This window comes from Rhodococcus sp. B7740, from assembly GCF_000954115.1.
Classification (GTDB): domain Bacteria; phylum Actinomycetota; class Actinomycetes; order Mycobacteriales; family Mycobacteriaceae; genus Rhodococcoides.
In genome coordinates this window covers 3079347-3098482 of record NZ_CP010797.1, presented here as the reverse complement: position 1 = coordinate 3098482, position 19136 = coordinate 3079347, and the positions used below count along the sequence as shown (strand labels likewise).

General features: G+C 63.4%; 22 protein-coding genes. 12 read left to right on the top strand and 10 right to left on the bottom strand.

Translation table 11 applies throughout. The features are described 5' to 3' along the window. Positions 1-2: 2 nt before the first annotated feature. The 5 genes from pdxA to NY08_RS14295 all read right to left on the bottom strand — a co-directional run bounded on the left by pdxA (position 3) and on the right by NY08_RS14295 (position 5767). Positions 3-1016: a 4-hydroxythreonine-4-phosphate dehydrogenase PdxA gene (gene pdxA, locus NY08_RS26455; RefSeq protein WP_045197043.1), complete on the bottom strand. Its 1014-nt coding sequence runs from the start codon at positions 1014-1016 to the stop codon at positions 3-5. Further along, positions 1013-2194 carry a four-carbon acid sugar kinase family protein gene (locus NY08_RS26450; protein WP_045197041.1) on the bottom strand — a complete coding sequence of 394 codons (1182 nt, stop codon included), beginning with the start codon at positions 2192-2194 and terminating at the stop codon, positions 1013-1015. The genes pdxA and NY08_RS26450 overlap by 4 nt, the downstream gene beginning before the upstream one ends. A 74-nt stretch (positions 2195-2268) precedes the next feature. After that, positions 2269-2961, bottom strand: coding sequence for an SDR family NAD(P)-dependent oxidoreductase (locus NY08_RS14305; RefSeq protein ID WP_045197039.1), 693 nt, complete (start codon positions 2959-2961; stop codon positions 2269-2271). Beyond that, positions 2958-4169, bottom strand: coding sequence for a sialidase family protein (locus NY08_RS14300; protein ID WP_045197037.1), 1212 nt, complete (start codon positions 4167-4169; stop codon positions 2958-2960). Before NY08_RS14300 ends, NY08_RS14305 begins: the two co-directional genes overlap by 4 nt. Positions 4170-4189: 20 nt before the next feature. After that, positions 4190-5767 (bottom strand): ABC transporter substrate-binding protein, encoded by a 1578-nt coding sequence (locus NY08_RS14295; RefSeq protein WP_052683968.1) that lies wholly within the window; start codon positions 5765-5767, stop codon positions 4190-4192. 328 nt (positions 5768-6095) lie between these two features. On the opposite strand from NY08_RS14295, the gene NY08_RS14290 reads away from it, so the two are divergent. From NY08_RS14290 to NY08_RS14265, 6 genes are read left to right on the top strand one after another with little or no spacing between them, the layout of a single operon-like run. Continuing rightward, entirely contained in the window at positions 6096-7028 is a 933-nt protein-coding gene (locus tag NY08_RS14290) for an ABC transporter permease (RefSeq protein WP_032396405.1), read from the top strand. Then, on the top strand, positions 7028-7966 hold the full coding sequence (locus tag NY08_RS14285; protein ID WP_045197035.1) for an ABC transporter permease: 939 nt from the start codon (positions 7028-7030) through the stop codon (positions 7964-7966). Before NY08_RS14290 ends, NY08_RS14285 begins: the two co-directional genes overlap by 1 nt. 3 nt (positions 7967-7969) lie before the next feature. Beyond that, a complete protein-coding gene (locus NY08_RS14280) occupies positions 7970-8794 on the top strand; it encodes an ABC transporter ATP-binding protein (protein ID WP_052683814.1) in 825 nt (274 codons plus the stop codon). Beyond that, positions 8791-9630, top strand: a complete 840-nt coding sequence (locus NY08_RS14275; protein ID WP_045197033.1) for an ATP-binding cassette domain-containing protein — start codon at positions 8791-8793, stop codon at positions 9628-9630. The genes NY08_RS14280 and NY08_RS14275 overlap by 4 nt, the downstream gene beginning before the upstream one ends. Further along, positions 9627-10583, top strand: a complete 957-nt coding sequence (locus tag NY08_RS14270) for an aldo/keto reductase (protein ID WP_045197031.1) — start codon at positions 9627-9629, stop codon at positions 10581-10583. Before NY08_RS14275 ends, NY08_RS14270 begins: the two co-directional genes overlap by 4 nt. A 9-nt stretch (positions 10584-10592) precedes the next feature. Further along, positions 10593-11354: an HpcH/HpaI aldolase family protein gene (locus tag NY08_RS14265; RefSeq protein ID WP_032396170.1), complete on the top strand. Its 762-nt coding sequence runs from the start codon at positions 10593-10595 to the stop codon at positions 11352-11354. 221 nt (positions 11355-11575) lie between these two features. Here NY08_RS14265 and NY08_RS14260 read toward each other — a convergent pair whose 3' ends face one another. The 4 genes from NY08_RS14260 to NY08_RS14245 all read right to left on the bottom strand — a co-directional run bounded on the left by NY08_RS14260 (position 11576) and on the right by NY08_RS14245 (position 14686). After that, positions 11576-11827, bottom strand: a complete 252-nt coding sequence (locus NY08_RS14260) for a hypothetical protein (RefSeq protein WP_045197029.1) — start codon at positions 11825-11827, stop codon at positions 11576-11578. 363 nt (positions 11828-12190) lie between these two features. Beyond that, entirely contained in the window at positions 12191-13072 is an 882-nt protein-coding gene (locus tag NY08_RS14255) for an SMI1/KNR4 family protein (RefSeq protein WP_045197027.1), read from the bottom strand. 32 nt (positions 13073-13104) lie between these two features. Then, positions 13105-13476 carry a PLD nuclease N-terminal domain-containing protein gene (locus NY08_RS14250; protein WP_045200437.1) on the bottom strand — a complete coding sequence of 124 codons (372 nt, stop codon included), beginning with the start codon at positions 13474-13476 and terminating at the stop codon, positions 13105-13107. A 292-nt stretch (positions 13477-13768) separates the two neighbouring features. Further along, positions 13769-14686 carry an EamA family transporter gene (locus NY08_RS14245; RefSeq protein WP_052683813.1) on the bottom strand — a complete coding sequence of 306 codons (918 nt, stop codon included), beginning with the start codon at positions 14684-14686 and terminating at the stop codon, positions 13769-13771. A gap of 104 nt (positions 14687-14790) precedes the next feature. On the opposite strand from NY08_RS14245, the gene NY08_RS14240 reads away from it, so the two are divergent. The 6 genes from NY08_RS14240 to NY08_RS14210 all read left to right on the top strand — a co-directional run bounded on the left by NY08_RS14240 (position 14791) and on the right by NY08_RS14210 (position 18592). Beyond that, entirely contained in the window at positions 14791-15291 is a 501-nt protein-coding gene (locus tag NY08_RS14240; protein WP_045197025.1) for a MarR family winged helix-turn-helix transcriptional regulator, read from the top strand. 24 nt (positions 15292-15315) lie between these two features. Continuing rightward, on the top strand, positions 15316-15885 hold the full coding sequence (locus NY08_RS14235) for a cysteine hydrolase family protein (protein WP_045197024.1): 570 nt from the start codon (positions 15316-15318) through the stop codon (positions 15883-15885). A 12-nt stretch (positions 15886-15897) separates the two neighbouring features. Further along, positions 15898-16263 carry a hypothetical protein gene (locus NY08_RS14230; protein WP_045197022.1) on the top strand — a complete coding sequence of 122 codons (366 nt, stop codon included), beginning with the start codon at positions 15898-15900 and terminating at the stop codon, positions 16261-16263. Positions 16264-16918: 655 nt separating this feature from the next. Next, positions 16919-17365 (top strand): hypothetical protein, encoded by a 447-nt coding sequence (locus NY08_RS14220; RefSeq protein ID WP_045197018.1) that lies wholly within the window; start codon positions 16919-16921, stop codon positions 17363-17365. Between the two features lie 3 nt (positions 17366-17368). Beyond that, positions 17369-17704, top strand: coding sequence for a hypothetical protein (locus tag NY08_RS14215; RefSeq protein WP_052683811.1), 336 nt, complete (start codon positions 17369-17371; stop codon positions 17702-17704). A 126-nt stretch (positions 17705-17830) separates the two neighbouring features. Next, complete coding sequence (locus NY08_RS14210; RefSeq protein WP_045197014.1) at positions 17831-18592, top strand: class I SAM-dependent methyltransferase; 762 nt, start codon at positions 17831-17833, stop codon at positions 18590-18592. A gap of 39 nt (positions 18593-18631) precedes the next feature. On the opposite strand, the gene soxR is transcribed toward NY08_RS14210, so the two are convergent. Next, positions 18632-19135 (bottom strand): redox-sensitive transcriptional activator SoxR, encoded by a 504-nt coding sequence (gene soxR, locus NY08_RS14205; protein ID WP_045197012.1) that lies wholly within the window; start codon positions 19133-19135, stop codon positions 18632-18634. Between the last annotated feature and the right edge of the window lies 1 nt (position 19136).

Here is a 19136-nt window from a genome sequence, read left to right as displayed (position 1 = left end):
TGTCAGCTCAGTAGCGCTGGGCTGGTGGCCAATTCGGCCGCCTGCCGCAGAGCTTCGATCATGCTACCGGCCTCGGCAATGCCCTTGCCGGCAATGTCGAATGCGGTGCCGTGATCGACGGACGTGCGAATCACCGGCAGGCCGACCGTGATGTTGACTCCGGCCTCGATCCCGAGCACCTTGACCGGTCCGTGCCCCTGGTCGTGGTACATGGCCACGATGAGGTCGTAGTCGCCACGACCGGCCAGGAAGAAGGCGGTGTCGGCGGGCAGGGGACCGACCGCGTCGATGCCCTCGGCCTTCAACTTCTCGACGGCCGGGACGATCTTGAGATCCTCCTCGCCGTAGCCGAACAAGCCGTTCTCGCCCGCATGCGGATTGATCCCGCAGACACCGATTTTCGGTCGGGCGGTGCCGGAGCGAACCAACGCCTCGTGTCCGCGACGAATGGTGCGCTCGACCAATCCCGGTTCGATCTTGGCCACCGCGTCGAGCAATCCGATGTGGGTGGTGACGTGAATGACCTTGAGCTTGGGCGTCGAGAGCATCATGGACACCTCCTCGGTGCCGGTCAGGTGCGCCAACAGTTCGGTGTGACCCGGGAAAATGTGCCCGGCAGCGTGCAGCGCCTCCTTGTTCAGCGGCGCGGTGCAGATCGCCTGAACCTCGCCGCGCACCGCGAGTTCGCTTGCGACACGGATGTAATGGAAGGCCGCATCGCCCGCGGCTGCGGACAACTCACCCCACTGGAGGTCCGCTGGGAGGAGATCGAGATCGATGACGTTGATCCGACCCGCCGTGAACTCGGCGTCCTCGACACGCTGCACGGAGACGATCTCCACGTCGGTCCCGAGCACCTGCGCCGCCAGTCGTAGACGCGACGCGTCGCCGATCACGACCGGCCTGCACCGCTCGAGAGTGGCAGGGTCGATCATGGCGGGCACGATCACCTCGGGACCGATTCCGGCGCCGTCGCCCATGGTTACCGCGATGTAGGGCTGAAGTGTTGTGGTCATGCCAATGCCTCACTGTGAGAGAACGAGTGTGTGCTGTCGACGCCGCGCAGGTACGCGGTCATCGCGACGAGACTGTCCGGTCCGCCGAAGCTGCCGGGCCGTGTGGCGACGTATCCGCCTGCAGCCGTGCGGGACACGACTGCTCCGTGATGGATCTCGGCGATCGGATGAAGAGTGTTCACGCCCAGGGCGTCGAGAACGCGGCGAGCGGTTTCGCCGCCGGTGAGAACGAGTCCCACGGTCCGATCGCGGATGGCTCGGGCGACCAGATCGGCCAGCGCGGCCGAGATCTCGCTCGACCGAGCGGGATCGACCGGACCGGCCACCGTCAGGAGGGCAGTGCCGGCGTCGACGGCGTTGCGCACCGGAGTGGGATCGGTGCCGGCCAGTAGGTGGTCGACGTGAATCCGGACGTGCGTCGCGCCGGAGCGCTCCAGTTCCGATACCTGCTGTACCGCAACGGCTTCTGCAGTTCCGACCACGACGAGAGTGGGGACGGGGTCGATCGGCGCAGCACCGGGAGTGCGTGGCTGCAGCGTTCTGGCCACCGCCGCGGCGAGCGCCGAGGTGCCCACCAGGCGGATGCCCGGTACCTGCGCCGACAGTTCGACGATGTCGTCGAGGTCTGCGTCCGAACGCACGTCGAACACTGCTACGGAACCGGAATCGACTGCAGCACCGAGCCCGTCGATTCCGTCCGCGAGTGCGACGGGCATCGTGGGGACGTGCCCGAACAGGTCGGCTATCGAAGCAGGGGCATCGGCCGTCTCGAGCGTCCACCGCCCGCTCTCGTTCAGGGGCACCCCGTCGATGTACGGAACGCCGTGCTCGACGGTACGGCCGAGGGCAGGAAGCCCGGCGGCGAAGACGACCGGTCCGGTGGCGAGGAGGCTCTCCACTTCGGCAGCGATGTTGCCGCGCAACATCGAATCGATCTTCTTGATCACCCGAACATGAGTCGGAAGAGTGCGCACCGAGGCCAGGACTCGGTCGGCGGCCTCGGCACCGGACATGACTCGGGTGCCGAGATCGACCACTCGGACGTCGCTCTCGCCGTGAACGTCGCCGATGTCGATACCGAGGGAGACGTCACGATCGAGAAACAGTGCCGCAGTTTCGGCTGCTCCCGACAGATCGTCGGCAAGTATCAGGATCTGGGGGCGCTGCGCGTTGCTCATCGTGCCTCACCCCTTCGTATCTGCGCTATGTGCGCATATGACGGTAGCATTATTGCGTGTTTCGCGCACTATTGTCATAAAGATGTTCCGCCGCACTGGACGATGGTCTGGCCGGTGATGCTGCGCCCGTGCGGTGACAGCAGGAAGGCGACGGTCTCGGCAATCTCGTCGGGATCGATGAGGTGACCCAGAGGCGGAGTGATCGGCGGAGTGGCGACCCGCCCCGGATCGCGGAGCATCGGAGTGTCGGTGGGTCCGGGGGCGACGACGTTGACAGTGATGCCGCGGCTCACCAACTCCATCGCCCACGACCGAGCCATGCCGACCAACGCGGATTTCGTGGCGACGTACTGACTCTTTCCGGCCACCCCGGTCATGGTTCTGCTTCCGATCAGCACCACCCGGCCACCGTCGTGCAGACGGGCGGCCAACCCATCGACCAGAACCTCGGCGGCGGCGACGTGTACCCGCCACATCTGCTCACTGTGCGCAGGATCGAGATCCCCGAGCCGGCCCGACCGCTGCACGCCTGCGGCGTGGACGATCGAATGCGGATCCGGCAAGTCGTCGATCAGATCGGAGACGGCCCGGGTGTCCGCGAGATCGACACCGATCCAGCGGTTCGGTCCGCCGTCCTCGAAGCCCTGCGCGGGACGGGTCCGACTCAGCCCGGTGACGTGCCATCCACGGCCGGACAGCGTCCGGGCGATCGATGCCCCGATCCCGCTGCTGACCCCGGTGACGATGGCCTCTTGCGTCGAACTCATGCGCTGCCGGCCCGGTCCGATTCGAGCTGGACGTACTTGATCGCCTGACGAAAGTAGGTGTACGCGATGTGAAGCCGACCGTCGGAGTCCTCCACGATGGACGGGTACGAGAACTCGCGGTTGGAGCCGTCTCGAGAATTGTTGGTGAGGCAGTAACCGTCCCCGACATCGAGATCTCGACGGACAGGCCACGTCACCCCGCCGTCGGACGAGATGGCCAGAGTCATCGGCGCTCTCGGAGCTCCCCAGAACGCGGCGCGAGCATCACCGTCGTCGAGGGGAGACTCGGCCTCCTCGGTGCCGTCGGCCAAACCGTCGTCGTCGATCTCGTCGTACAGCGACACGCGTCGTGCGGTGGCATCGAGCGCAGACGCATGGTTGTAGACCAGTGCCAGCGTCCCGTCTGCCCGGGAGACAACCTGAACCGACGAGTTGTTGTTCGGCAGTTCCGTGGGAACCGGGGCGCTCCAGGAGTCGCCGTCGTCGGTGGAGACGCTGCGGTAGATGTGATCCGCCCACCGGCTCCGATACAGCGCGACGAGCGAACCATCCTTCTGCACAGCGATGTTCATGTGAACGCAGCCGACACTGTCCGGAACCACCACCTCACGCCACGTCGTACCGTCGTCGTCCGAGACCATGGCGCCGCTGTAGTCCCGATCGCCGACCCATTTGCGTCCGTCGATCTTGACGCAGTGGAACACCGGCAGCAGTAGCCGTCCCGACTCGAGCCGAATCACGGGTTGGCGAACGAAGATTCCGCCGGCGTCGGTCTCGGGAAGCAACACGTGCGCCTCACCCCAGCTCAGGCCGCCGTCGGGGGAGATGCGACGCAGTACCCGTGCGGTGTCCTGGTTGCCGGCGTGCTGCGAGGTCCACAGCAACCACACCTCATCCGAATCACGCACGAAGAGAACAGGATTCTGCTCCGACCGCGTCGGATCGTCGGACAGTTGGACGGGGGTGCTCCACTGATGCTCTCCGGCCTCGAGCCGGGAGAACCACACGCTGATGTCCGGAACACCTTCCTGCGTGCCGGCGAACCAGACGCACGCCAGCGCGCCGTCGGGCAGGATCGCCAGGTTGGCGGCGTGATTCTGCACCTGAGGTGCCGGGAGGAACGCGTCGGACCGTCCGGGCTCGGAGGTCTCGCGCACAGCGCCGTCGGCGAGGAGATCGCCCGGGGTGAGGAAGCTGGTGTTGCTCATGTTCTACCTTCTGTTCTCGCTCAGGAGTTGAGCGTGACCGCAGCCATGTCGTAGGAGTTGGTGGGACGCAGAGCAATTCCATCGATGCGATTGCGACGGGCGATGACGGTCTTGGGGACGAACGACCACAGGCAGGGCCAGGTGTCCCAGATCTGACGCTGGGCCTGGGCGAGTGTCTCGTTGCGAGTGGTGTCGTCGGCATCCTCCGAGGCCTTGGCGATGAGGGCGGTGATCTCGGGAAAGATGTACCCGTGGTAGGTGTCTCGGGTCTCTTCCTTGGCGGCGGTACCTGCGTACATGCCCTGCATGATCGTCACGGCCAGCCCGGTGGGACTGGGGTAGCCGTTGCCCAGGATGTCCCAGTCACCCGCCTTGCCCTGACGCCACGTCGAGATGTCACCGCCCGGCTCGAACTGCTGCAACGTCGCACGAACACCCACGGCGGAGAGCATCTGCAGAACCGACTCCATGATGTCGGTGTCGGCGGCGAATTCGCCCGTCTCCCAGATGATCTTGACTTCGAGATCACGGACGCCGAGAGCGTCGAGCTCCTGCCTGGCTCGCTGCGGATCGTAGACGTACTCGCCTGTCTCGATGGCCCCGGTCAGGATGCCCGGTACGACGCCGCGTGACGGGGTCGCCGCCCCCTGCATCACCTGGTCGATCAGTGCGTTGCCGTTGATCGCGTAGCTCAGTGCTTTTCGGACGCGAGCATCGGCCAGGGGATGGCCTGCCGGTTTACGGAAGTTGTAGAACAGCTGGTTGAGCCGAACGCCGTCGGTGCGCTCGACGGTGACGCCGGCCAGACCCGCGAGCTGATCGGCCGCGTCGGGAGTGATGGCATCGATGACGTCGACCTCGCCGCTGCGCAGGGAGACGACACGGTTGGACTCGTCGGGAACGAACCGGACGCTGACCGACTCGACCGATGCCTCGGTGCCCCAATAGTTCGGGTTTCTCGCGAGCGAGTAGTTGCCGGTGCCGCGATCGGCCTGGGTCACCACGAACGGGCCGGTGCCGACGCCGTCCTGCAGATCCTCGGGAACGTTGTTCTCCGCGGGCGTGATGAGGATGTTCGACATCAGGTAGTCGAGCACCGGAATGGGCCGTTCGGTGTCGAGAGTGAACGTCGAGTCGTCGATCTTGCCGACCGTGGGCCACTCGGGAAAGAACGTCCCGACGAACGAGCCCGTGACCTGGCTGTACATGCGCAGGGCGGTGTCGACGTCCTCGACTCGGACGGGCCTGCCGTCGGAGTAGGTGATGCCCGGACGTAGATGGACCAGCCACTGCGTCGGCGCGACGAGTTCGAAGCTGTCGGCCAGAACGAGCTGGACCTTCAGCGACGGAGTGATGGTGGTCAGCGCCTCGCGGACGGAGCGTTGCACGGTCAGAGCCGCGTCGAACTGGAGGAGCTTGTTGTCCAGGCTCACCATCGATCGATTCATCGCGAGGCTGACGGTGTTCGGCCCGGGCTTGCCGGTGGGCGTCGCGCATGCCGACATCGCGCCGCCGAGGGTCAGACCCGCGCCGAGGATCAAACTCGAACGGAACAGCGTTCGCCGTGAAAAACGCTGGTTGACAAAGCTTTCGGTCATCATTGACCTCTCGTGACTGACACATCGAAATGTGGATGTCGGTTCGGGTCTCGAAGACCGCCGTCGACGAAAGTGATCGTGGACACAGGGCGACTGTACTACGAAATGCTTGAAGTGCGCAGAAAAATATTGAAGGTTGCGCAAACCGCGCATTAGTGCAATTGTGAGCTGAGTTACAACGAGGCAGTGTTATCGAAAGGTCGACGATGACCCAGGCAATACCAGTAGCGCAGGTGGGGCGATGACCCAGCTCACCGCAAGTCCACCCAGCGTGCCCGCGGCCACGTCCGCCACGAACTCCGTGCTGCCCGCGTTCCTCACCGCGCCGATGGCTCGGTACGTGGTGCGTCGACTCGGGCAGAGCGTGCTCACCATCTTCCTGACGCTCACCACAGTGTTCGTGTTGATCCGAATGGCCCCCGGCGACCCGGCCTACTCCATGGCGGGGCCACTGGCCACCACCGAGGATCTGGCGCAGATCCGTACCAATCTGGGCCTCGACCAGTCGATCTTCACCCAGTACGCGCTGTACCTGAAAGGCCTGTTCACCCTCGACCTCGGTACCTCGTACTCCTTCCAGGCACCCGCGCTCGACGTCGTCCTGCAGCGCATTCCGTACACGATCACCCTGGCCTTCGCGGCCATCCTGCTGACCACCGTGGTGTCCATTCCGCTGGGGATCTGGATGGCCCGTCGCGCCGACACCCGCCGCGAGCTGGGCGCGAACGTCGTCACTATCGCCGGCCAGTCGATGCCGGACTTCTGGACCGGCTTGATGCTGCTCACCTTCTTCGCCGTACTGGTTCCGGTACTCCCCGCAGCCGGCTTCACCAGTTGGTCGTCACTGATCCTGCCCGCAGTCACCGTCGCCATCCTGCAGATCGCACTGATCTCCCGAATGGTGCGACGCGAGATGGTCAGCGCGTACGCCTCGCCCTACGTCACCGTCGCCCGCTCCCGCGGCGTCACCGAGCGAGAGATCACCTGGCGCTACGCCCTGCGCAACTCCTCGATTCCGGTGGTGACCGCCCTCGGCACGCGCTTCGCGTCCATGCTCAACGGCGTCGTCGTGGTCGAGGTGGTCTTCGCCTGGCCCGGTGTCGGCTCGTTGGTGGTGCGCGCCCTCGAAACCCGCGACTACCCGCTGATCCAAGCAACGGTTCTGGTCACCGCAGTGCTCGCCGTCCTCGTGCAGTTGGCCGTCGACCTCTGTTACCCACTCCTCGATCCCCGCGTTCGCCTCGGGAAGGCAGCAAGCTGATGACAGTCGTCGACAAGCCCTCGGACACAGCACGTCCCAGCGCCGTCACCACCAAGGATTTCGCCTCGGCCGGTGCCACGCGCAGGAGACGAGACAGCCGCGTCAAGATCTGGATCGGCAGCGTGTGCGCCCTGGCCGTCATCCTCCCGGTGGCCTTCGCTCGCGTCCTGCCGCTGGCCTCACCCGACGCGACCGACCTCGCCCAACGGCGACTCGCACCGTTGACCGACGGCCACCTCTTCGGAACCGATCAGCTCGGTCGCGACCTGCTGGCGCGAGTGCTCTACGGCGGGCAGGTCTCGCTCACCGTCGGAATCCTCGCGGTCCTCGTCTCCGGCTTGATCGGGCTCACCCTCGGATCGCTCGCCGGCTTCTTCGGCGGCTGGGTCGACGCCGTCGTCTCCCGTCTCCTCGAAGCGCAGCTCTCCCTGCCGCTGTTGATGATGTTGCTCCTCGTCGTGGCACTGTTCGGCCCGTCCATTCCGGTCATCACCTTCGTGATCGCCATCGCGCAGTGGCCCGAGATCGCCCGTCTGACACGATCACTCGTCCTCGTCGAACGCGAGAAGCCGTACATCGCAGCCGCACGAGTACTCGGACTCGGACGCATCGCGATCCTGCTCCGCCACGTGGTTCCCAACATCATCAAGCAGGCATCGCTGGTCGTCCTGCTGCTCCTCGCCCAGGCCGTACTGCTCGAGAGTGCACTGAGCTACCTCGGTGCCGGACCGCAACGCCCGTTCGCCACCTGGGGACGAATCATCTCCGACGGCCAGGACTACATCACCACCTCGTGGTGGCTTGTGACTCTGCCCGGACTGGTCATCGTGCTGCTCGTCGTCGGAGTCAACCTGCTCGGCGACGGCCTCCGAGATCGACCGGCCGGATCGAGCCTGCTGCGGATGTTCTCCCGCTCGAACAAGAAAGGGCGTGCTTGAGAGATGGGCAATCTACTGAAGGTCGACGAACTGCAGATCGAGTTGGTCACCGACAAGGGCCTCATCCGGGCCGTCGACGGCGTCTCGTTCTGCATCGAAGCCGGCGAAACCGTCACCATCATCGGCGAATCCGGATCGGGCAAGTCCACGACGGCCATGGGCATCCTGGGCCTGCTGCCCACCGATCTCGCCGTGCTCTCCGGATCCGTGACCTTCAAGGACACGGAAATACTCGGAAAAGCCAAGGAGCTGTGCGGTATTCGAGGCAAGCACATTGCACTCATACCGCAGGATCCGATGACGGCACTGAGCCCGGTACACACCATCGGTAGCCAGTTGCGCGAAGCCGTCCGGCACAGCGGCGTCGCAGGCCGAACTGCGCAGACCACGCGATGCATCGAACTGCTCGAGCAGGTCCGCATTCCCGACCCCGCCGGCCAGCTGAACAAGTACCCACACCAACTCTCCGGCGGCATGCTCCAACGCGTCCTGATCGCCGGCGCTCTCGCGGCCGGTCCCGAACTGATCGTCGCAGACGAGCCGACCAGCGCTCTCGACGTCACCGTTCAGGCCAGCATCCTCGACCTCCTCCTGGAAGTGCAGGAACGCACCGGAATCGGACTGCTCGTCATCACCCACGACCTCGGCGTCGCACGCTTGATGTCCGATCGCATCTACGTGATGAAAAGCGGAGTGTTCGTCGAGAACGGCGGAGCCGAGGAACTCGTCAATGCTCCGCAGAATCCGTACACCAAGAATCTGCTCGACGCGATCCCACAACTGGGACCGTGGAACGAAGCAGCCGAGAAGGTCGAGGCCACGGTATGAGCGCACCACTTCTGTCGGTCGAGGACCTCGTCGTCGAATACCCGGTTGCCACCGGCACATTCCGTGCCGTCGACACGGTGAGCTTCTCGGTGGACAAGGGCAGCACCATCGCCATCGTCGGCGAATCCGGATGCGGCAAATCCACCATCGCGAAATCCATCGTGCGACTGCTCACCCCCACGTCGGGACGCATCGTCGTCGACGGCACCGACATCGCGCACCTGTCCGAGAAAGCACTGCGGCCCTTTCGCTCCCGGGTACAGATGGTGTTCCAGGATCCGTACGGATCGCTCGACCCGCACCTGACGGCCGTCGACATCGTCGGTGAACCGCTGCGGCTCAAAGGTGTTCGCAGCAAATCCGAGCGAGCGAAGAAGGCCGCCGAACTCATCGACCGAGTCGGACTGCCGACAACTGCCCTCGGTCGTCGGCCGGCAGAATTCTCCGGTGGTCAACGCCAACGGATCGGAATCGCCCGTGCGCTCGCGTCGGGTCCGGAAATCCTGGTGTGCGACGAGGCCACGAGCGCACTGGACGTTTCGGTACAAGCGCAGGTGCTCGAGTTGCTGCGTGAGATCCAACAGCAGACCGGTTTGACCTACGTCTTCATCTCGCACAATCTCGGGGTCGTCCGCGAGATCAGCGAGACGGTCATCGTGATGTCCAAGGGTCGCGTCGTCGAAGGCGGCGATACCGAGGAGGTCCTCGCGCGACCCAAGGAGCCGTACACCCGAGCGCTGCGCGCAGCGGCTCTCGACCCCGCAGCCATGACAGGAATCAAACCGCGACATGTCGTGTCACGGCTCACGAAAACACCGGCAGGAGTTCCCGCATGACCTCGCTCGATATCTCACCCCTCGTCCTCGGGACCATGACGTTCGGTGACACCGTCGACGAATCCGGTGCCGCCAAGATGCTCGACGCGGCGCTGGACGCCGGGGTCACTCACATCGATACCGCCAACGGCTACGCGGGCGGAGAATCCGAACGGATCTTGGCCACCTTGCTCGCCACGCGCCGCGACCGGGTGACCCTGGCGACCAAAGCCGGTATGCCCCATCCCGACGCCGGGGACAACAGTCCACTGTCTCCGAAAGGCCTGCGGCTCAGCGTCGATGCCAGCCTGGCGCGGTTGAACACCGATTACGTCGACCTGTTCTACCTGCACCAGCCCGATCGTGCGACGCCGCTGGTTGAGACTCTCACTGCGGTGGCGGAGCTGGTGTCGGAAGGCAAGATCAGGGCACTCGGCGTCTCGAACTTCGCGGCGTGGCAGATCGGTGACGTCAACCGAGTGGCCGACGAGGTCGGTGCTCCCCGTCCGATCGTCGCGCAGCAGCTCTACAACCTGCTCGCCCGCCGGATCGAGGAGGAATACGTCGAGTTCGCGGCCGTCACAGGGTTGACCACCATGGTCTACAACCCGCTCGGCGGCGGACTGCTCACCGGAAAGCATTCTGCGGCAAACGAACCCACCGATGGCCGGTTCGGCGACTCGCGCCTGGCTGTGATGTATCGCGAACGGTACTGGAACACAGCAATATTCGACGCCATCACACAGCTCGGTATCGTTGCCGACGATGCGGGAATGCCGCTCACCGAGCTGGCACTACGATGGTTGGTATCCAAGCCCGCGACCGGACCGGTGCTCCTGGGCGGATCCAAGGTCGAGCACCTCGAATCGAACATCGCAGCCCTCGGACGCGGGCCGCTCGACGTGGATGTCGTCGCTGCGTGCGACGAGGTCGGCGCAGCGCTCCGTGGCCCGATGCCGAACTACAACCGCTGAAGGATTTTGATGTCTGCACAGGAATTCGCTGCCCGCGTACGCAATCGCGAGCGCATCCTCGGGTATTGGTCGGTCATCGACAGTCCCGTCTCCACCGAATGGCTCGCACACGTGGGCTGGGACTACATTGCCCTCGACCTCCAACACGGTCTGATCGGCTACTCCGGCATGCTCGCCGGGATCACGGCAATCGACGCCGCGCACGGGCCCGCCGCCCTCGTCCGCGTCGAAGCCAACAACGCCACCGTCATCGGCCGCGCACTCGACGCCGGTGCCGCCGGAGTCATCGTGCCGCTCGTCGACACCGCCGCCGACGCAGCCGCTGCAGTATCCGCGGCGACCTACCCGCCGTCGGGCATCCGCTCCTACGGACCGATGCGCTCACAACTACGCATCGGACCCGATCCCGCCGCAGCCAACCGCGATACCGTCGTGCTGGCCATGATCGAAACCCCACAAGGCCTGGCCAATGTCGAGGAAATCTGCGCCGTACCAGGACTCGACGGCGTCTACGTAGGACCCTCGGATCTGCGATTGGCCGTCGGCGGATCCTCGCCCACCGACCCCTCCGTCGACGCAGAATTCGACGCAGCCCTGGTGCGAGTGCAGAAAGCCGCAGCCGCAGCAGGAATCACAGCGGGAATTCACACTGCTTCGGGAAGTATTGCTGCGCAGCGACTGTCCGAGGGATTCACCCTCGCCACAGTGGCATCCGACCTGACACACCTCAAAGCCGTGTCGGCCGAGCACCTAACGGCGGCGCAGGGGTAGACAGGTTCAATCGACTCTGGGTCGCGGCTGGCTCGGGGTGGGCGGGGCGCGGCCTGCAGATGTGGCAAATGCGCGCGCGTTTGTTACGTGCGCGCGGAATTGTCAGGTGGGCGGGCACTGTTTTGCGAGCGTTTGGCGAATGCGCGCGCGTTTGCGGGGGAGCAGGCCTGGTAGCCCCGTACCGGATCGATCTCGTGAGACCATCCGAATCGTGCTGGACGCTAGGTCCGCTGACAGTCGACTCGATACGCGACGTAGAGGTACAGCAACCCAGTTACGCCACCGGCAAAGCATCCGACGGCGATGTCGAGTGCAATCGAGCCGAGGCTCACCACCAGTTGCGCGAGGAGAAAGCCGATCATTACCGCAGGAACCAGCGCAAGCGCGTTGATGTAGTCACCACGGGTTGCGCCGTTCTTCTTGCTCAGCGGGCCAGTCATCACGTACTCGCGAAACGTTCGCTGCTTCGACACGTCGGTCCTTCTGTGGTGCAGTAGTTACCCAAACAATATACCGATCGGTCGAATTTGTCCGATTCGAGTGCTCATGAGGTGTCGCATTGCGTGCGGCGGTCGTCTTCGTGGTTCTGGGCATTGCGTACACATGGCGCCGTTCGGAGACGACGCCGATCCAGGGTCGGCGTTGTCCATTCGACAACGGCTCCTCCGCAAACGCGCGCGCGTTTGCCAGCGGCGCGGGGAATAGTGAGCGAATCCGGGGAATTTCGAGAAGTTTCTGCAAACGCGCGCGCGTTTGCCGGCAACGAGCGCTCGGCTCGACGCAGGGACCGTTAGACGGGCCGATAGCGTCGATGACTGTGTTGAACCGAAACCGATTTATTGCCAATGCAATTGATCGTCGACGACGGTGGGTGTCCGGCCGTCGAAAGCTGTGCCGGTCTCGAGACTGTCGGCCAACTCGGTCAACATCGCGGTCAGTGATGGCCACTTGGGGCCTGCGCCGTCAGCGTCGACCTTCTCGAACTCGGTGACGCACCCATTGCGAGGGCCCCATCGAGCGTCGACAAACAGCAGATACCCGTCTGCTCCCGCGAACGGAATGAAGTGAGGTGAGTAGGTTCCGACGTATTCTCCGGCGGGTGAATCGGTTCGAGGTTCGGCACCCATTTCGGCGTCGATCTCGCTCCAGATATCGAGTTCGAGCTGACGCTCGCTGACGGTACGGGCGAGGTCGAACAGTTCATGGGCGGGAAAGATCGACACCCAGTTGTCGCGAGGGAATCCGTTGACCAGGCCGAAGAACGACGTCAACTCCTCCGGCCAGATGCCGCCGGTTGCGCGCATCGCTTCGTTGATCTGTTCCTCTGTGGCACCGGTGATCGACACCGACGGGAGATTGTCTCCGAGCCACCGGGCAATTCGAGCCCATTGTTCGGCAACCGATGTCGACGGAGTGAGAAATGTGGTCTGCGGTGGAGCGGGATTCGCGACTCCAGCGTCGTATTCGGTCTGTTGTTTTATCCGACGCCGAAGGTCGTCTTCGCGCGCGGTGTCGCTGCCGTCGTCCGTCGATACCCCGTCACCGTCACCGATTCGGTAGATCCGTGCCGGGCCGAGCGGAGTGCCGTCGTCCGCGTGGGTCAATTCGCGCCCGGTCTGGATCGCCAGTGTGACGGCCGCATCCCAATCCGGTGCGTCGCCCGTTCGTATGGTGCTGCTGATGGTCTCTGCACTGCGGGCCGACACGAACCACTTCATCTGAGCTTCCACCTTCGATTCGGCAACACTGATCAGAATCCGAGATCTCGCTTGCGGCGCTCGCGCTCGAGTCGACGTTGCTCCTCCGCGCGGGCTCGGCACTGCCGAAGAAATTCCGCATCGGCATCGGGATTCTGCGCGGCCTGACGACCGGGGCGCGTCTCGTACTCCGGAAACGCAGAATTGCTGACGCGACGGTTACCGCCGCCGGAACCTCCCCAAATTCCGCCACCGATCGGGCGTCCCGCGAACAACCATGCCAACGAGCCGGCCAACGGGAGAAACACCACCAACAGCAGCCACACGATCTTCGGGAGGAATCGCACTCCACCGTCGTCGGCCGTGATCACGTCGATCAGACAGAACACCCACAGCAACATCACCAGCAGACCGAGATACGGCATGTGATCCTCCATGTTCAAGACCAATCGGTCTGTTGTATCGAGGATCGTAGCGGGATTGCTGTGAAATCAACAGATGGCACAGAATGGACAGGGCGATTCCAAGGTAGGAACAGTCAGTGACCTTGGGAGTAGATGAACAGTGACGACTGCCGCGAGTCGGAACCGACACAGCAGGAGTCACGACACCATCGTGCACGATCGCTGCATGACAAGGACAAATTTCGGGTGCAGCCAGCCGCGCTCAGCGCGGTCGCCTGCACCCGATTCGAGCCGGCATGCATGCTGCCAACGGTCACCGAGTATCTCTGGGCACGAACTGGCCGGCGGTGGAAGCGAAGAGTGCGATTCCGAAACCCGCGCATTGTAATCCTGTCATGTTCTGTCCCAACACGATCCATCCGAGTACGGCCGCGGTGAGCGGACTGAGGATGCCGAGCAGAGAGACGTTTGCTGAGGGCAGAGTGCGGGCACCGCGGAACCAGAGCGCGTACGCCATCGCACCGCCGATGACCGCGAGCCACGCGTAGCCGAGTACAGCCTCGGCGTCGATGGCCCATGGTCCGTCGTCGACGATCGGAATCAACGGAAGGATCACCATGCCGCCGACAAGTAGTTGCCACGCAGTGGAATTGAGTGGATTGGTGTTCGGCGGTACTCCCCAGCGTTTGGTGAGGACGACGCCGGTTGCCATGCTGGCGGTGCCGATCGCTGCGGCGGCGAGGCCTATCGCGTCGAGCCGAACAGTGCTGGACATGGTTGTCAGCGCTACCCCGACTACGGCGACGAGCGCCCATCCGACCTGAACAGGACGGGTGCGCCCCCACCCGAACGCCGTGGACATCGCGATGATGATCAGAGGTTGCGCAGAACCGACGACGGCTGCAGCGCCTCCCGGAAGTCGATAGGCCGCCACGAACAGCATAGGAAAGAACAATCCGATGTTCAGCACCCCGAGGACAGCAGTTTTCAGTCGCCAACCGTGTCCGGGAATGCCCGGTGAGATGAGCAGGAGCAGCAGCCCTGCCGGAACCGCACGAAGGACGCTGGCGGTCATTGGCCGATCCGGAGGAAGAAGTTCGGACGTCACCAAATATGTTGTCCCCCAGACAATAGGGGCCAGTGCGGCAGCGGCAGTGATCCCCAGGGTCGAGGATGCGCCGCGCGGTCCCCGAGTGTGGGTCGAATCAGCACCGGCATGTGATGCCCGCATCGCGCCTCCTGGTTCAGGAACATCTTAACGTTGAACTATCACTGCGTTGAACGGTATGCGTATGCTTGCCGGACGTCAACTGTTCAGCGGTGAGGGGTCTGTAGGTGTCGAACGAGGTACAGGATGCAGTGGATCGGATCCTGCAACAGTGGAAGGTCGAGCGGCCCGACGTCGACGTCAGCCCCATGGGAGTCATCGGGCGCATCGGCAGAGCCGCATCCATTCTGGACAAGCGTATTCAGGCGACTTTGGCCGAGTACGGTTTGCAGTCGGGAGAATTCGATCTGGTCGCTACGCTTCGACGCGCCGGGGCCCCGCATCGCCTCACTGTCGGTCAATTGCTCGACAGTGCCATGGTCACGTCCGGGGCCATCACGAACCGCTTGAATCGGCTCACCGACAAAGGGTTGATCGAACGCGAAATCGACCCAACGAACCGTCGAGTGGTCATCGTGCAATTGACGCCTGCTGGAATTTCGGCAGTGGACGCCGCGCTACCGGCGCACGTGGCGAATGAGGAAGTGCTGCTGGCATCGCTTACTCCAGGCGAACGAAGCCAACTCGCTGCCTTGCTGAAGCGAATGCTGCTCGACATTCAGCAGTAGCAACCCCGTCGTATCCTTGGCCGCATGGGCGAATCACAGATCGACTTCCGACGGCCCGCTCTGATCGCCATCGATGTACAGGCGGGATTCGACGATGCCGAGTTCTGGGGTACGCGAGATAACCCGTTGTGCGAAAGCAACATCGCTGCCCTACTTCGCTTGTGGCGGTCCAGGTCATGGCCGGTGGTGTTCGTCCGACACGACTCCGACAACCCTCTGTCTCCGTTGTCGCCGAGTAGTTCTGGGCACGCGTTCAAAGACGTCATCGAAGGAAGTCCAGATCTGCTGATCAGCAAGCGGGTCAATTCGAGCTTCTACGGCACCCCGGATCTCGATGCCTGGCTCCGGGCTGAGGGCATCGATCAGGTCGTCATCTGCGGGATCACGACAAATCACTGCTGCGAGACGACGGCTCGCATGGCCGGAAACCTCGGGTACGAAACCTACTTCGTCATCGACGCCACACACACCTTCGATCGCGTCGGGCTCGATGGAATCACTGTGCCTGCCGCGACCTTGTCTGCGATCACCGCGACAAACCTGCACGGGGAATTCGCAACTGTTGTCACGACAGAAGACCTGCTCTCGGACTGAAGAAGGTGCGCAATGGAGGTAGCAGGGCGATTGTCCCCGGACGAGTTCTGGGAACACATGAGCCAGCTCGAGAGCCGAGTGCTTTCGGAAGCTCGGCAGGTTCGCGTGTTCGGACTGAAGGAGTGGATCGGCCCCATCACGATCGGTGACTGGGGATGGGTGGACGACCGACTGTCATCCGCCGGACTCGTGCACGGCACTCCTGACGGCGACCTGTCTGTACAGATCAGCACGGTGGTCGGAGATCCTCGGCGGGAGTGGTTCGAGCGATCGAACGCGCTACCGGAATTTCCCCGAGGGAGCCCGACTACGAGAACCGGCACCGGGCAGTTCGCGACGCTCCCGGGGTCGCTGTGCCAATACCCTGCGACGGTGTGAGTGTGGAGTTCTCGAAGTGGGGCGGACCCGACCGATGGTGGGCCGCCGGCGAAGTCGACGCTATCTCGCTCGTCATCGAAAGTCGGAACTACCCGGTCGAAGATGTCGCTTTGATCGAAATCGATGATGTGAAGCCCTATGTGCAGGGATGGCGAGAATGCATGCGATGCGTTCGAGGTGGAATCTAGACGGTCGTTCCAGTACTTCGATTGTGCACCAGCATGAGTCGAAATACGTGGGCATCGCTGAAGCGGTCGAACGGAGATGGGATGAGCAGAATCGCGACACCCTAAATCGCCGTGGTCGCCGCTGTATCGCTCGTCGGCTGGATCGCGTCGTTCGGGATCTTCGCCCAGTGGGGACTGATGGGCGGAATCGACGAACTGTGCACGCGGATACCCGGCGCGCTCTACGAGGCGCACTGGGCGTGGTTGCCCGTGCCGGTGGGAATTTGCGTGAACTATGTCGACATCGACCTTGCCGTGGGAACCAGACACTGGAGCTGGCAGAACACGGGGTTGGGGGGAGCATGTGCCGTCGTATTCGTGGCGAGTCTGTCGAGTGTGCTGCGACGGATGCGAGCACTCCGAACGGCAAAATCACGACCTTCGGCGTCAACGCCTGACGACATTTCAGCCGTTTGTTACCGTTCGGTATGGCGAATCGGCGGACTGCAGCGGGTCTGGCGGGACCCATCGTGTTGCTGTATCTGGGCTACTTCGCGTCGGTCCCGATTCTCGGGGCATTCGTCCGCGGGCTGTTCGATCCGCGGTTGAACTGGGCTGAGATCGGCTGGGGTGGAACGATTGTGTTCGCATCCATGGTCGTTGCAGGACTTATTGCGTGCGTCGCAGCGATACGCATTCTTGTCGACTCGCCGCGATTTCCTGGAATCGTCGCGCCCCCGGGTGCGTCTATCGGCCGAAAGATCGATTTGGTGGGTGTCACTCTGCTCGGGTGCGCCGTCGTTGTGATGTCGCTGATGGGGGAGGGCCTGACACTCGGATTCTTCGCCCCCATCGTCACTGGGTGGTTGTGCGTCAACACGATTCGAAACTATAGAGCGTTCTCCAAATCTGGCCGAGCTGCAACGGCACGGTGATCCGTGAACACTGCACTCGCTCTTGGGCTGATCGCGGGAATCGTCTCGTTTGCGTACGGCTCGTCAGTCGGGTTGCGAGGCAAAGTGCTATATCCGGACTACTACGGCCGCGACATTCCGGACCGGGTGAAGACCACGCCGCACCTGCGTGCGCGGGCGAACAGACTGTTCGTGGTTTGCGGCGTCGTCGCCGCCATTCTGCTTCTAGCCCCGTTTCTTTGGATATTCTCCGACTTCCAGCGCGAAAGAACGACGTGGGAGTTGGCAGGGCTGGCAGCCTACGTGTTCGTCGCTGTGGTGATCGGTGGCTACCCGTTCGCCAAAATCAAGACCCTGTGATTGGTGACTCTTGTTGCCGAACCCGCGAAGGAGCTCGACATGGCTCCGGTGATGAGCGGCAGAACGTCGCCATCCGTCGCGAAAATGTCTAGAACTGAACGTCTGGAGTCTGGCAGGCTGTGCCCCATGACCCGATCGTTCGAGGAGTTGGTGGCCGAAGCGGACTCCGTGTCGGTCGATGGCTGGGACTTCTCATGGTTGAACGGTCGCGCGTCCGAACAGCGTCCCTCATGGGGATATCAGCGGCTCATGGGCGAGCGGCTCGCACTCGCCGAGGCGGCACTCGATATCCAAACCGGAGGGGGAGAGGTGCTGGCGGGCGCAACGTCGTTTCCGCCAGTGATGGCCGCTACCGAATCGTGGCCGCCGAACGTAGCGAAGGCGACTGCGCTGCTGCATCCGCGCGGAGCTGTGGTGGTGGCAGACGCCGATGAGCCGCCTCTGCCCTTTGCCGACGGGGCCTTCGATCTGGTGACGAGTAGACATCCTGCCGCGGTGTGGTGGGAAGAGATCGCCCGCGTCCTGCGTACGGGTGGAACCTATTTCGCGCAGCACGTTGGACATTCGAGTGTCTTCGAACTCGTCGAGTACTTTCTGGGACCGCAGTCCGCGGCCACTCGTCGCGCGCGTCACTACGAGGACGAGAGCGCAGATGCTCGGGACGCTGGACTCGACGTGGTGGACATCCGGTTCGAGTCGCTACGAATCGAGTTCTTCGACATCGGTGCCGTCATCTATTTTCTGCGCAAGGTGATCTGGATGGTGCCTGGCTTCACCGTCGAGCAGTATCGCGACTCGTTGTACGAACTGCACGAACGAATCGAGAACAACGGGCCATTCGTTGCACACTCGACTCGATTCCTCATCGAGGCCAAAAAAATCGACTGAGCTGTTCGAGAAGTCCGTGGCACGTCGATGGTTCCACGATCACGAAAACAGTGAGGTTTCGGTTCCTGTGCGTTTCGCCGATTGCGTCATCCGGGCTGTGAGGCGTCGTGCTCCCGTACCTTGCTGTCCGAGAATGTCATTGGGGTTCGAGTAGGGGCACGATGTCAGCGACAGGCATCCGCATCCGATACAGTCGGAAAAGTTGTCTCGCAGCGCAGTCAATTCTTCGATGCGAGCAGTGAGTTCGTCGCGCCACTGTCGAGATATCCGCGCCCAATCGCGTTTTCCCGGTATCGCCTGTTCCGGCAGTTGGTCGAGCGCATCCTTGATCTTCTCCAGGGACACGCCGAGACGCTGAGCTGTTCTGATGAAGGCGATAACCCGCAGCACGTCGCGCCGGTACTCCCGACGGTTTCCGCTCGTGCGCCGACTGGAAATCAATCCAACCTGTTCGTAGTAGTGCAGGGCGGATACCGCGACCCCGGCACGTTCTGCGACCTGCCCGGGCTTGAGCCATACCGCGTCCGTATCCAGTTGTGTCATG